Here is a 14,130-nt window from a genome sequence, read left to right as displayed (position 1 = left end):
CCTGCGAGATAGGTTCCATGTCGATTCACGTTGCCCTGAGTCATACCACCCATTATCGCTACGAGCGCCCGATTACACTGGGCCCTCAGATTGTTCGTTTGCGACCCTGTCCACATGCGCGCACCCGGATTCTCAGTTACTCGCTGAAGGTTGAGCCCGAAGGTCACTTCCTGAACTGGCAACAGGACCCGCAGGCCAACTATCTGGCCCGGCTGGTGTTTCCGGAAAAGACCGACGAGCTGAAAATCACGGTGGACCTGGTTGCCGAGATGGCCGTGATCAACCCTTTCGATTTCTTTCTGGAACCCCGGGCGGAGACCATTCCCTTCGACTATGAGGAATGGCAGACGGTGGAGCTGGCGCCTTACTTGCAGAAACTGCCGGAAACACCGGAATTCCGGAAGTGGATGGCCACCATAGACCGCAAGGAAACGCCCAGCGTCGATTTCCTGGTGGGCGTAAACCAGCGGCTTGCCAACCGGATCGATTATCTGATCCGGATGGAGCCGGGCGTACAGACGCCGGAAGAGACCCTGAAAAAAGGGTCCGGATCCTGTCGGGATTCCACCTGGTTGCTGGTCCAGACTCTCCGGCACCTGGGCCTGGCGGCGCGGTTCGTCTCTGGCTACCTGATTCAGCTCAAGGCAGACCTGAAAGCCCTGGATGGTCCCTCGGGCGCGGAGGAAGACTTCACTGACCTGCACGCCTGGTGCGAGGTCTTCCTGCCCGGCGCCGGTTGGGTGGGACTGGATCCGACGTCTGGCCTGTTTGCCGGTGAAGGGCATATTCCGCTGGCCTGCAGCCCGGATCCGTCCTCGGCGGCGCCCATTTCCGGCATGGTGGAAGACTGCGAGGTCGAATTTGAGCATCAGATGAGCGTCCAGCGCATCTGGGAAGCGCCGCGGGTGACCAAACCCTACACCGAGGAGCAGTGGCAACGCATTGTGGATCTGGGGCATGAGGTGGACGAACGCCTGACCGAGCTGGATGTGCGCTTGACCCAGGGCGGTGAACCCACCTTCGTGGCCAATCACGACCGTGATGAGCCGGAGTGGAACACCGAGGCGATGGGCCCCACCAAGCGGAAAAAGGCCATCGAGCTCTACCATCGGATGCGGGACCGGTATGGAGCCGGTGGGCTGGTGCACTTTGGCCAGGGCAAGTGGTACCCGGGCGAGCCGCTGCCACGGTGGTCCCTGAACTGTTTCTGGCGCAAGGATGGTGAACCAATCTGGCAGGATGAACGGTGGCTGGCGGACGAGCGTACTGAAGGCAAGGCAAGCCCGGAAGATGCTCACCGGTTTTTGGGGGCCCTGGCGAGGGAACTGGGTGTCGATGAAAAGCACCTGTTCCCTGGGTTCGAGGATGCCTTTTATTACCTGTGGCGGGAACGACGGCTGCCGGTCAACGTCGATCCCTTCGATGCCAGGCTCGACAATGCCCTGGAACGGAAGCAGCTTCAGCAAATTTTCAGCCGGGGGCTGGATAAGCCCGTCGGCTACGTGCTGCCACTGCGTGTTTCCGAAAAGGAGAAGGCCTGGGAGACCGGACCCTGGTTCCTGCGCAGCGAGCGCTGCTATCTGATTCCGGGCGGCTCACCCATGGGCCACCGACTGCCGCTGGACAGCCAGCCCTGGGTGGAAGAAGCGGATTACCCCTGGATACACGAGCAGGACCCGTTTTCCCACCGTGGTCCGTTGCCCGCCAGTGAGCAGATCCGTCAATGGAACAGCCGAAGCCAGTCTGGCCAGCCGTCCTCTGAGCGGAAGCCGCCGGCAAAAGGCAAGTCGGCCCCCGAGATTGTCCGCACGGCCCTGTGTGTTGAGCCCCGGGAGGGCATCCTTCGCGTTTTCATGCCGCCGCTGGCGGAGCTGGAACCCTATCTTGTGCTGGTCTCGGCCATCGAGAAAACCGCCGCAGAGCTCAAACAACCGGTCTTGCTGGAAGGCTATGAGCCACCTTCAGATCCGCGTTTGAGTCATTTCCGCATCACGCCGGACCCGGGGGTGATCGAAGTGAATGTGCAGCCGGTCAAGACCTGGGACGAATTGGTAGAGCAGACCGAGACGCTCTATGCAGACGCCTACGAATGCCGGCTTACGTCTGAGAAGTTCATGATGGACGGCCGTCATACCGGTACCGGTGGCGGCAACCATTTTGTGCTGGGTTCGCAAAAGGCCGAGGACTCTCCGTTCCTGCGGCGCCCGGATCTGTTGCGCAGCCTGATCAGCTACTGGCACAACCATCCCAGTCTGTCCTACCTGTTCTCCGGCCTGTTCATTGGCCCCAGTTCCCAGGCCCCCAGGATTGACGAGGCCCGCAATGACCACGTGTTCGAAATGGAGCTGGCCTTCAAGGAGATGGAGCGGTTATGCCCGGTGGGCAAGAAAATCGCGCCCTGGATGGTGGACCGCTTGCTCCGGGACCTGCTCACCGATGTCACCGGCAACACCCACCGGGCCGAGTTCTGTATCGACAAGCTCTATTCCCCGGACGGTCCGGGCGGGCGTCACGGTTTGCTGGAGCTGCGTGCCTTCGAGATGCCGCCCCATGCCCGCATGAGCCTGACCCAGCAGCTGCTGTTGCGCGCGCTGGTGGCACGCTTCTGGGAGCAACCCTACAAGCCGCCAGGGCTGGTGCGCTGGGGCACCGAACTGCACGACCGGTTCCTGCTGCCTCACTATGTCTGGCAGGATTTCGAAGATGTGATCGACGATATGAAGGCCCGTGGTTACCCGCTGGAGAGCGAGTGGTTCGCGCCCCATTTCGAGTTTCGGTTCCCCCGGATCGGCGACTACAAGGTCAAGGGCATCACCCTTGAACTGCGATCCGCCCTGGAGCCCTGGCACGTCACCGGTGAGCACGGTGCAATTGGTGGCACTGCCCGTTATGTGGATTCCTCCCTGGAGCGTCTGCAGGTGAGGGTGCGCGGTGCTGCGCCGGATCGTTACCAGATCACCTGTAATCAGGTGCCTCTGCCACTTCAGCCTACCGGCATGGTGGGCGAGTCGGTCGCCGGGGTCCGTTACCGGGCCTGGCAGCCGTCGCAGTGCATGCACCCGACCATCGGGGTGGATGGGCCGCTGGTGTTTGATATCGTGGACACCTGGAACGAACGCAGTCTGGGCGGGTGTGAGTATCACGTTACCCATCCCGGTGGCCGGAATTTCGAGACGCTGCCGGTGAATTCGTTCGAGGCTGAAGGCCGCCGTATGGCGCGTTTCTTCCGGATGGGACACAGCTCAGGCCAGCAACCCCTGCGGCCGGTGCCGGAGCACCGGGAGTTCCCGTTCACCCTGGATTTGCGGTATCACAAATAACATGTGTGAACTTACCGTTTGATACTGGCTCAGGGGGCTGGAAAGCGGCTATGCTTCCAGCTCATTGACTAACGGAGCCCGAATTCACGGTGGCGAAGCAGCGCGCAGTAACGGACATCCTCCGCCAGTACCATCCGGTGCCGGATCGGTTTGATGAGCTTGGTTCCCTGGGTTCCGGGCCAAAGCCCCATTGGCGGCCGTTGTTGCAACAGTTGAACCTTGAGTCGGTCGCCGGTCTCAATCTCAGGGCTCAGGCGGTTTCCAGCGCGATTGCCGAAGACGGGGTAACCTACAACGTCTACGAAGATCCCCGTGGCGATACCCGGCCCTGGGAAGTCGATCTGCTGCCGCTGGTTCTGGGCGCGGATGAGTGGCAATGGCTTTCGAAAGCGGTCGCCCAGCGAGCTGAACTGCTGGACAGCGTTCTGGGCGATCTGTATGGCGATCAGGCGTTGCTCAAAGAGGGCTTGATGCCGCCGGCCCTGGTTTACGGTCAGGCTGGTTTTCAATGGCCCTGCCAGGGCATACAGCCGGTGAGTGGCCGCTTCCTTCACCTTTATGCGGTGGATCTGGCGCGGGCGCCGGATGGCGGCTGGTGGGTGATGGCGGACAGGACCCAGGCCCCTTCGGGGGCGGGTTACGCCCTGCAAAACCGGTTGGTCATCTCCCGGGCGTTCCCCGCGCCCTTCCACAACCTGCCAGTGACCAACCTGGCGGAATTCTTCCAGGGGTTCCAGAACAGTCTTGCGAGCATGTCTCCGGCGCGAAATGAGACCGCGTTGTGTGTGCTTCTGACACCGGGCCGTTTTAACGAAACCTATTTCGAACACGTATTTCTTGCCCGCTACCTCGGTTTACCTCTGGTGGAAGGTCAGGATCTCACCGTGCGCGATGACACCGTCTACCTGAAAACACTTCAGGGCCTGCGTCGTGTGCATGCCATCTATCGACGGCTCGATGATGGCTTTTGTGATCCGCTGGAACTCCGGGCCGATTCCGTGTTGGGTATCCCCGGCTTGCTGGGTGCTGTGCGAGCCGGCAAAGTGCTGATGGCAAATGCCCTGGGTTCCGGCGTTCTTGAAAGTGCGGCGCTGTTCGGTTTTCTGCCGGAGATTTCAAAAAAACTGCTGGGTTCCCCTCTGGCCATGCCATCCGTGGCCTCCTGGTGGTGTGGTGAGAAACCCGCGTTGGACTATGTCATTGAGCACCTCGATGAACTGGTCATCAAACCGGCATTTGCGAGTATGCGCATGGAGCCGGTGTTCGGTTATCAGATGAAGGGGGCAGAGCGGACCGCACTGATCAAGAAGATGAATGCCCACCCCCATGCTTTTGTCGGGCAGGAGTTGGTTCACCTTTCTCAGGCCCCGGTCTGGAAGGGTGATCAGAATCAGCCGCTGGCAACCCGGTCTATTGGCCTGCGCCTGTTCGCGGCGGCTACGCCCTCCGGCTGGCGGGTGATGCCCGGTGGATTGACCCGTGTCGCCATGGATGAGGGCGTGGAGGTCATCTCCATGCAGCGGGGCGGGTTGTCGAAGGATACCTGGGTACAGTCGCGTTACACCGCGCCATCCAAATCGCTGATCAAGAAACGGTTGCAGGTTTCCGACTTGCTGGATGGCGAGCGGGATACGCCGTCCCGTGTGGGCGAAAATCTGTTCTGGATGGGCCGGCATTCTGAGCGGGCGGAAGGCACGGCTCGCTTGCTGAGGGCGGCGTTCAACCGTTTGTCGGGGCACGATCAGGCCAGCGAGGAGGCTCTGCTTGGGCTCCAGCAGGCGGCCGAGCAGTTCGGCACGCTTCCTGAGCCGGAAAAAGATGTCGTACCCGAGCCTCTCCCCGAGGCTTTGCTGAGAGCAGTAAGTGACCAGGAATCCCCGGGGTCGATTGCGTCGATCATCCAGGCCTTGCTGTTCAATGCCAGCCAGGTCCGGGATCGGTTGTCCACAGACAACTGGCACACACTCAACCGAGTGGGGAAACCTCTCAGTCCGGCGCCGGCGACGCCAGAACAATCAATCCGGGCGTTGAATCTGGTGTTGCTGGATTGCATCTCACTGGCTGGATTTGCCATGGATGACATCACGCGGGACGCCAGTTGGGTTTTCCTGGTGATCGGGCGGCGCCTGGAGCGGTTGGCCAATCTGTGCACCCTGATTTGTGTGCCGCTGTTCAGTGACCGCTTCAGTCGTAACGCCATGCTGGAGTGGCTGCTGGAAGTAGCAAACTCGGAAGTGACCTACCGGACCCGATATCGCCGGACACCAGAGCTTCTGGGGGTGCTTCACACCATTGTGATCGACGCGAGCAACCCCCATTCTGTGATGTTCCAGTTGCGCCAGTTGCAGAAGGATTTACCCGAAATGGGTCAGAAAACCGGACAGCTGTTTTCCCCGGATCTGAACGACTCCCTGCGTCGTTTACAAGGGTTGGATCTGCACCCGTTTGAGCGCAAGCATCCGGATCAGGCCTGCGTAACTCTGGCAGAACTCTTGTGTGATATCCGGTCAGAAGCCTATCGTGTATCGGATGAAATCCAACGGCAGTGTTTTATTCACACCCGGTATTCCGACCGGCCGGTGAAAGCGGATTAAGGCGCCTGTCATGACATTTGTCCGTTACCATGTGCGTCATGAGACCCTCTACCACTACGACCAGGTGGTGGGTGAGTCTCATCACCTGCTCAGGCTGACGCCACGAGCGCTGCCCTGGCAGCGGAATCTTGAGCATCACCTGGCGATCTCACCGGACCCATCGGCACGTCGTTCCTTCCTGGACTGCTTTGGCAACCGGATTACCAAGATTCATTTCACTGGTGATCACGACTATCTGGAGATCATCAGCGAGTTCTGGGTGGAGCTGCGCGATCGACCGAAACCGTCGGCAACTGCGGCAAAAGTACCCTGGGAAAGCGTGCGTGACAGCCTGCGGTATCGGGCGGACAGAACGTTTTCGCCGGAACATCTCGAAGCCACGGCGTTCCGGTTTGTGTCCACAAATGTGCCCATCGATTCCCAGTACGCCGCTTATGCACGCGAGGCATTTCTCCCCGGACGCCCCCTGGTGGAAGCAACGGATGCCCTGATGCGGATGATCCATCGCGACTTCCGCTTCGATGCGACGGCGACCGAAACCTTCACCCCGGTGGAGCAGGCGTTCAAGGCCCGTCGTGGGGTCTGCCAGGATTTCTCCCATATTATGATCGCCTGCCTGCGTTCGGTGGGACTGGCGGCCCGTTACATGAGTGGTTATATCCTGACTCACCCGCCCGAAGGAAAGGAGCGGCTGGTCGGTGCCGATGCCACCCATGCCTGGGTAGCGGTGTTCGTGCCGGATTTCGGTTGGCTGGAGTTGGACCCCACCAACGCGCTGAGGCCCGGCCTGGAGCACATTACCCTCGGCTGGGGGCGAGACTTCTCCGATATAACGCCGATGCGGGGCGTGTTGCTGGGCGGTGGTGACCATGAACCGGAGATTGCTGTGACCGTTGTTCCGGAGGAGGAGTTTGCCTCGCTATACGGAGATGGAGAAACCTACCTGGAAGAACTCTCTCCCTGAGTTGAGGTCGTCATTCATTGCCAGGGCTGGAACAAAAGCGTTTTTCTAGCCCTTTCTCGCCAGCCGCTCCAACGTCAACAACGTATCGGTGTAACGAGCAAATCGTGCCAGATACTCCGGTGACAACGTCTGCATTTCAGCAATTGCCCGGCTTACCAACCGATGCGCGTTCATCGGCCCCGCTTCTTTCGGAGTGCTTTCAATGGCGTGTTGAATTCGCTCGGCAATAACGTGATGGCCCTGGTTCGCCTGGGCTCTGATCATGGCTTTCAGGGGGCGCGGGTTATTGGGTGCTGAGGCGGGATGTGCCTTTGGCGGGTCTTGTGGCGACTGTCCGAATACCCGTTGTTCCAGAACCGACTGCGGCGCTTCAACCGATGCCTCTGGGGTTTCATTCAGCTGGTCCAGCAACCCGGAAAGAGGCGAATTGCCGCCGACATCGGGGGTGGGCTCATCGCGCTGCCCGGCACTGTCCAGCCTTGCCTGATAGTCCGATATCGCCTGTTCCAGCTTCCGCCAGTGCGTCGTTCCCTTATGCAGCCCCTTTGAGCGCAGTCTTCGCTCGAAAGACTCCAGATAGCGGAACCGAACCGGGTCATTCTGATCGGCGCCGTTTTGCCTCAGGCTTTCCAGCAAGGAGGGGCCGGGGGCTTCGCTCATGGTCAATCACCTTCCCCGGTTTCAGTATTCTCAGCCGGCGAAGGCGCCCGTGGCACGGTACTGATTTCCACCCGCCGGTTCTGGGCCCGGGATTCGGCATCGACATTGGGTACGGCCGGGTGGTGAGGACCAAAGGCGGCAGCGAATACCCGGTCATTGGGCAAACCCAGCTCTGTGAGGGTTCGGGTAACCGTCAGGGCCCGCTGAGCCGACAGGCCCCAGTTGTCCTGATAACGATTGCCCGGATGCATCGGCAAGTCGTCGGTGAATCCGCTCACCATCAGCAGTTCATCGTGCTGTTCCAGGTAGGCCTGTAACGGGCGAATCAGTGATTCCAGTACTTCTTCACCTTCGGCCTGCAACTGATCTGAATTCAGCTCGAACAATACGTTCCCGCTGATGCCGATACGGCCATCGCGGAACGTCACCAGACCTTTGGTGAGAGGGTCTTCGAGAGCTTGCTCCAGGGCCATCCGGCGCTGCTCTTCGGCTTCCCGCTTCTCGATCTCCTCGGCCAGGGACTGGCTGAGCTCCAGCTGAATGCCGATCACCCACACAAGAATCAGCGCCAGAATACCCACCAAAGCAGCCATCAGGTCCGAGAAAATGGCCCAGACCGGTGCCGATTGCTGTTCGCCGCCTTCCAGCTGTTCCATCACCCGGCCTCGCTGGATTCTGCCCGGCGCAGTGCCGCAGCGGCATCAATCACATCTTTCTGGGCACTGACGCTGAGATCAATCACCTCGCGGGCCTGGGCGACGTAGTAGGCCAGTTGCTCATCGTGCCGGTTACCGGCCTTGTCCAGCGCTGCCTGGATATCCGCCAAGCCGGCGATGACCTGCTGGTTGGACTGGCTGAACAGCTCAATGGCCTGCATGAACGCATCGCTCAGGGCGCCGACTTCCTGGCTGCTGCCGGTAATGTCGTCGCCCAGTTTGCCCAGTTGCTGGCTCTGCTCCTGGATCAGGGTGTTGAAGCGTTCGCTGATGCCGGTCAGGGTTTCGCCGGCGCCGCTGATCAGGGTATCCACCGCCTCCCGCTGACTGTCAGCGGTGCTGCGCTGGTTCTCCAGCAGGGTGTCCAGTTCCTGAACCAGTCGCTGGCGTTCCTCCAGCAGCTCGTTTTCTCGCTCGCTGTTGCGGGCGATTTCCGACTGCAGCTGTCGGATCACCTCGGCGGCGGCCTTCGGTGTTTCCGAAGCGGTCTCAATCAGGCGGGTCATGGGCGCTTCCAGTGCAGTGCCCAGTTCACTCAGGTGGCGTGCTGCTGTGGCTTCCAGTTGTTCCATTCGCTCGTTTGCAGCCCGGGCTCGTTCGCTTTCCTGTTCCCGGAGTTGATCGAGCTGAGCGCCAACGGTGCTGAGCAGTTCCGCCAGCCCGGCCTGTTGCTGCTCAATCAACCCGGTGCTGCTGGTCTGGAAATGGCTTTGGTATTGAGTCAGCGCCTCATTGAATGCTGCCAGCATGTCGTCACTTTGAGCCTGCTGTCGGGCCAGACCGGCATGCCAGTGTTGCGACACCTCAGCTCCGGCATTGTTCAGGCGTTCACAGCTCTGTACCAGTTGTTGCTGCTGTTCCTTGAGCCAGGTTTGGTGCTGATCGTTGATGGCGCCAAGCCAGGTGTGGAGTTGTTCCTGCAACTGGCTTTGAGTTTGTTCGTTCTGCTTTGAGAGGGTCGCCAACGTCTCCTGGTTCTGGGCCTGCTGTGCAATCAGATTCTGCTGCCAGCGTTCGCCGGCTTCTGCAGTGGTTTTCTGGAAAGCGGCGGTCAGTTCCGCTAACTGCTGGCGGGCATCATTAGCCCAGCTTTGTTGAAGGCTGTGAGCATCTTTCTGAAGCTGCTCCATGGCATGGATAACAATGGGCTCAATCCGTTGCGAAGCCTGTTTTGCGCTGTCATCCAGCGCCGATTTCAGGGATTGGGCCACAGAATCGGCCAGTGTCTGGTAGTGGCTGCCGACCGTGCTGTGGAATTCCTGCTGGTTTCGGGTCAGGGACTGTTCCAGTTGCTGGCCGAGCTGCTCCATTCGTGCCGTCATGCGTTCCATGGCCGAGGCCATTTCGGGCAAGGCTTTGGCCTGGCTCTCCAGAGCCTGAAACGCCTGATGGCGTTGATGGTCTGTAGAAAGATGATGCAGCTTGTCTCGCAGCGCACTATCCAGGGCGCGGGAAGCCTGCAACCGATCCCGACGGCTCAGGGTGGAGGCCAGCCCCAGCATAGCGGAGGCGGCCACACCGGCAATGGAGGTGCCAAAGGCGAGACTCAAACCGGCAATCGGTGCGGCCAGGGCGCTGCGAATAGCGCTCAGTTCGGTGCTGTTATCCAGGGCTGAGGCAGCGCCGCCCAGGGTCACAATCATGCCGGCAAAGGTGCCCAGCAGGCCCAGCATCACCAGCAGGCCGGTCAGGTAGGGTGTCAGTTGCGGGCCGGGTAATGCGGCGGCATGGCCCTCGATTCGCCGTTGCACCTGGAACTGCATCGGGGCGGGCAGTGTGCCAAGCCAGTGGTTAACCTGCTCCTGGCTTTCAGGTAACTGATGAACCTGTGCGTTCAGTTCGCGGGTCTGTCGGCGGAAATTCACCAGTTCGCCAAAGCCGAGGCAGTAAACGGCGCCAATCAGGCCGGTAAACGCCAGCGCCAGCAGGTCGGAACCGACAAATCCGGCACCAATCCAGGCTACCACGGCCAGGCCGATGGCAAACGCCAGGGTAAAGAACAGTTTACTCATGGGGTGTTGTTAACCTCTTTGTGGCAAGCCTCCAGCAAACCCAGAACCGGTTCCAGCCGAACATCCAGTTCAGCGAGTAACAAAGACTGCGCTTCCTCGCAGTAACGGTGGAACCAGTCGGCCGTTGTGGCCGGGGTAGGGCATTGCTCCGGGGTGGTCGATCGGTGCTCGAATCGTTGTTCAAGTACCTTGGGAATATGGGAAAAACACTGTGCGGTATACCCGGCCATCGTTTGATCAAACACCGCGTCCAATTCGGCCAGGTGAGCCAGCTTCGGGCCCTGATCTTTCATCGATTTTCGAACCTTGTCCCGCAACTGACGGCTGTTGGCCGCCACCTTACGCTGTAATGTCAGCCAGGCATTGAGAGCGACTTCAGGTTCGGGTTCACCATCAAACTCCAGATCTGAGCCAAATCCGCGAATACGCTGAACTAGCGCTCGGCGTATTGTCGCCAGCTCATCGGTTAACCGGTCTACCACGGCGCCCTGAGGCGTGCCTGGCTGTTTAGCCCGATAACCAATGGCCGCATCCAGGGTCATGGTGTCGCCCAGGCCGAACAGCCGGCTCAGTCGCTCACCAAAGCAGGGAAGTTGCTCAGGCGCAGCAAATGCCCCGGATCGGGACAGTTGATCTAGCAGTGCATTTCGGGGCCCTATTGGGGCACGGTTATGCTGGGTCATTGGTTTACTGATTGACCGGGCCGTTTGGTAGAAAAGGACGCTATTCTACTGGCTAAGGCCGATGAAACATAATGACCGTAGGGAAAGTTGCTAATTCAGCCCGTAGCGGCGTTCGCGCTCAAACCGGAAAAAGCCCTCTTCCTCTTCCCGTTCGATGGTCGGGGCAGAAAACCCGAAATGTTCCTGGCGAAGATCCGTTAACGCGGCCTCCAGTTGATCGCCGTTCAGGCGGTTCTCCAGGGCGCGTCTTTCGGCCATATAAGCTTTGCCTTTCTGCCATTTTTCCTCCCGGCGCTGGTCTTCCTCGGCCAACTGGCGAACGGTTTCTTCGGAGTAGCCTATCTGGCGGCGCAGAGCGTTGATGGTTTGCTGGCGTTTGTCTGCCGGCAGGCTGGCGAGTTGTTGTTGAACGCTGTCCATGGAGAACAGGGCGTGGCCGGTCGCACCGGAACCCGCCAGTTGCCGGGCCAGATCGGCACCATAGAGTTCGTCTGCGGTGGTCTGTAGCTGGTGAGCCAGTTCGGTCAGTGGCATCTGGTTGGCCTGGTCCAGCCGCGCCAGAGTCTGCTGGAACTGGTCCGATTTGGCTTCCACCGGGTTCTGCTCCTCGGCCCAGATCTGGCTTGCCAGGGGGCCGAAAATCGCTTCGCGTTGCTGCCAGAGCTCGGCGTAGCGTTCCATGTCCGGCAACCCCTGTAAACGAAGCTCGTGATTGTCGAGCCACCGGTTATACAGGTCCAGCTTGGCCATTAACGCGAAAATGCTGTCGGCCAGTTCCGGAAAGGCCGTGGTGACGGCGGACTGGAAAAGCTCGTCACCGGCATCCGGATAACGCGCCAACAGGTTTCGGCGTTCGTTATACAGACGTGCCTGGGTGGCCGGCTCGGTGATGGTGTCGCCGTACAGTTCCAGGTACTTAACGGCCAGTTCAACAACGCGTTGGTCGCCGCTTTGGGTTGGCTCGGTGGTGGGCGTCGCTGCCGCACGCGAGGGGGTGGAACCATTGGGTGCTTGCATAGCCGCCGGCTTTGATGACTCGGGCCAGTAATGAAAACCGCCCGCAATCACTAAGGCCAGGGCACCGAGCGCCAATACGGAATTGAGTGGTTTCATTGCAGCGGTCCTGCTATTGGTTTTGCCGTATGCGGTCCCGGCCGCCGTTCGGCCGGGACACCTGGGGCTCAGAGGAGCGGTTGCAGTTTCGGCCAGATCAGATCAGCGATCTTTTTCGAACCGCTATCCGCCGGGTGGATACCATCAAAGATGATGTCGCGGTCGTTGATTACCCAGCGCGGATCCACAAATGTGCAGTCCAGTACCGAGTTCTCGCAGGCCTTGGCCAGTGTGGCATTGCCGTAGTCCACCGCCTCTTTCATGTCATCCAGCCGGAACAGGCCGTTTTTGGTGTAGTAGTAGCCGGTAAGAATGCCCTTCTGAACGCCGGCTTCCGCCATCTCGTTCAGGAAATCCACGCCTTCCACATAGATATCATCGATGAAATCCCGGCATTGCTGGCTCAGGCGCCCGAAGCGCCACCAGGGTGTCTTGCAGTTGTTGGAGTTGAAGGCAATCGCCGGAATCAGAATATCGTTCCCGCCGGCATCACCGACAATGGTTTTGATATCCGGGTTGTCTGTGACGGCTTCCCGGAACTGATTGGGAATAGACGGGGCAATCAGCTCACCGGACAGCTCTGCACCGGAGACCGTGTAGCGCCGGAAGGTTTCGCCGGCTTTTGCTTCCAGCTGATTCTGGATTTCACCGGAGAGGGCAAAGATGGAATCGCCAACGAAAACGACCTGGTCGTTATCGGCGTCGGTCACCTTGTCGTTACTGAGCAGATAGCCGAGTTCACTGCAGCCGGTAAACAGCAGTGCTGCGCCAAGTGCCATGGCTGGTTTGAGGGTTTTGCCCAGGAGATCGGGCAGGAACGAACGGTGTTCATTAATTGTCATTGTTTGAACTCCTTGTGTAAGGGATAGACGGTCCGTCTATGGGTACTGCCCTTTCAATATCGTCCATGGGCGCTGGTTTGCAGAATGGTAGAAGAGGCTTCGGAGTTGTCAGATCCGGCCATCAGTCGGTCATTGTGAACCGCCTCTCAGTGCTTGACCTGTCTCAAGTGGCGATCAGCACTGGCTTGTATTTTTTCCATCAGCGTCAAATATAGGTAATCAGAGAAACCTATTTGCTCAGATGCGAGGAGCACCATGGATTTCAAAGACTATTACGCCGTCCTCGGTGTGAGTGAGTCTGCCACGCCCGAGGAAATCAAGAAGGCCTACCGTAAGCTGGCGCGGAAATATCACCCGGATGTCAGCAAAGAAGCCGATGCGAGCGACCGTTTTAAAGATGTGGGCGAAGCGTATGAAGTACTGAAGGACCCCGAGAAACGGGCCGAGTACGACCAGTTGCGCAAGTACGGCACCCGAGACGATGGTTCATTCCAGCCGCCACCGGGCTGGCAGAGTGCCTCCGGCTTTGGCGGCGGAGGATACACAGAGGCCGACGCTCGTCAGTTCAGTGATTTTTTTGAGGAAATCTTCGGCGGCGGCCGGCGTGGGGGCTTCGGTGGTGGCGGTTTTCGCCAGAGCATGAGAATGCGGGGTGAGGATGTGCATGCCCGGCTGGCCCTGTTTCTTGAAGAGGCCTTTAACGGTTGCGAGAAACAGGTGTCGTTTACGGTTCATGAACCGGATGACCAGGGCCGCCTGATACCACGCCAGAAAACCCTGAAAGTAAAGATCCCCGCGGGTATGCGGGAAGGGCAGCACATCCGGCTCAAAGGCCAGGGCGCGCCCGGCGTTGGTGGTGGTGAGTCTGGCGATCTGTTTATCGAAGTGGAACTGGCGCCACATCCACACTTCAGCATTGAGGGCCGGGATGTGCTCGTGACTGTACCAATCTCCCCGTGGGAGGCCGCCCTGGGTGCGACGGTCACAGTACCAACGGTGAGCGGAAAGGTGAATGTGAAGGTACCGAAGGGGGCCACCAGCGGGCGCAAACTCCGGCTCAAGGGCAAAGGCTTCCCGGGTAAACATCCGGGCGACCAGATTGTGGTACTGCAAGTGGCCATGCCGGAACAGCACACGGCGGAAGCTGAAGCACTCTACGAGAAGCTGGCTGAGCTGGAGAAAGGCTTTAATCCGCGCAGCAAGCTGCACGTGTGAGGGAGGCGAAC

At 59.6% G+C, this 14,130-nt stretch carries 10 protein-coding genes; 4 read left to right on the top strand and 6 right to left on the bottom strand.

Annotated elements, in window-relative coordinates:
• Nucleotides 1-17 precede the first annotated feature (17 nt).
• From Q675_RS36805 to Q675_RS36795, 3 genes are all read left to right on the top strand, one after another.
• A complete protein-coding gene (locus Q675_RS36805; protein WP_023012216.1) occupies nucleotides 18-3,320 on the top strand; it encodes a DUF2126 domain-containing protein in 3,303 nt (1,100 codons plus the stop codon).
• A gap of 89 nt (nucleotides 3,321-3,409) precedes the next feature.
• Nucleotides 3,410-5,914, top strand: coding sequence for a circularly permuted type 2 ATP-grasp protein (locus Q675_RS36800; protein ID WP_023012215.1), 2,505 nt, complete (start codon nucleotides 3,410-3,412; stop codon nucleotides 5,912-5,914).
• A 10-nt stretch (nucleotides 5,915-5,924) separates the two neighbouring features.
• The gene (locus tag Q675_RS36795) at nucleotides 5,925-6,878 is read left to right on the top strand and encodes a transglutaminase family protein (protein ID WP_023012214.1); all 954 of its coding nucleotides are present in this window, start codon (nucleotides 5,925-5,927) and stop codon (nucleotides 6,876-6,878) included.
• 45 nt (nucleotides 6,879-6,923) lie between these two features.
• Here Q675_RS36795 and Q675_RS36790 read toward each other — a convergent pair whose 3' ends face one another.
• From Q675_RS36790 to Q675_RS36765, 6 genes are all read right to left on the bottom strand, one after another.
• Nucleotides 6,924-7,538 carry a DUF2894 domain-containing protein gene (locus Q675_RS36790; protein ID WP_023012213.1) on the bottom strand — a complete coding sequence of 205 codons (615 nt, stop codon included), beginning with the start codon at nucleotides 7,536-7,538 and terminating at the stop codon, nucleotides 6,924-6,926.
• A 2-nt stretch (nucleotides 7,539-7,540) separates the two neighbouring features.
• The gene (locus Q675_RS36785) at nucleotides 7,541-8,194 is read right to left on the bottom strand and encodes an OmpA family protein (RefSeq protein ID WP_023012212.1); all 654 of its coding nucleotides are present in this window, start codon (nucleotides 8,192-8,194) and stop codon (nucleotides 7,541-7,543) included.
• Nucleotides 8,194-10,266 carry a DUF802 domain-containing protein gene (locus Q675_RS36780; RefSeq protein WP_023012211.1) on the bottom strand — a complete coding sequence of 691 codons (2,073 nt, stop codon included), beginning with the start codon at nucleotides 10,264-10,266 and terminating at the stop codon, nucleotides 8,194-8,196. The genes Q675_RS36785 and Q675_RS36780 overlap by 1 nt, the downstream gene beginning before the upstream one ends.
• On the bottom strand, nucleotides 10,263-10,949 hold the full coding sequence (locus tag Q675_RS36775; RefSeq protein WP_023012210.1) for a DUF3348 family protein: 687 nt from the start codon (nucleotides 10,947-10,949) through the stop codon (nucleotides 10,263-10,265). Before Q675_RS36775 ends, Q675_RS36780 begins: the two co-directional genes overlap by 4 nt.
• A 90-nt stretch (nucleotides 10,950-11,039) precedes the next feature.
• Entirely contained in the window at nucleotides 11,040-12,062 is a 1,023-nt protein-coding gene (locus Q675_RS36770) for a hypothetical protein (RefSeq protein WP_011786467.1), read from the bottom strand.
• A gap of 68 nt (nucleotides 12,063-12,130) precedes the next feature.
• Nucleotides 12,131-12,904: an SGNH/GDSL hydrolase family protein gene (locus tag Q675_RS36765; protein WP_011786466.1), complete on the bottom strand. Its 774-nt coding sequence runs from the start codon at nucleotides 12,902-12,904 to the stop codon at nucleotides 12,131-12,133.
• A gap of 255 nt (nucleotides 12,905-13,159) precedes the next feature.
• Here Q675_RS36765 and Q675_RS36760 point away from each other — a divergent pair, with 255 nt between their 5' ends.
• A complete protein-coding gene (locus Q675_RS36760) occupies nucleotides 13,160-14,119 on the top strand; it encodes a DnaJ C-terminal domain-containing protein (RefSeq protein ID WP_011786465.1) in 960 nt (319 codons plus the stop codon).
• The last annotated feature ends 11 nt before the right edge of the window (nucleotides 14,120-14,130 follow it).

Origin of the sequence: Marinobacter sp. EN3, from assembly GCF_000475315.1 — a bacterium.
GTDB classification, from domain to species: Bacteria; Pseudomonadota; Gammaproteobacteria; order Pseudomonadales; family Oleiphilaceae; genus Marinobacter; species Marinobacter nauticus.
Note: the sequence above shows the minus strand (reverse complement) of the source record. Positions and strands in the feature narration are given on the sequence as shown.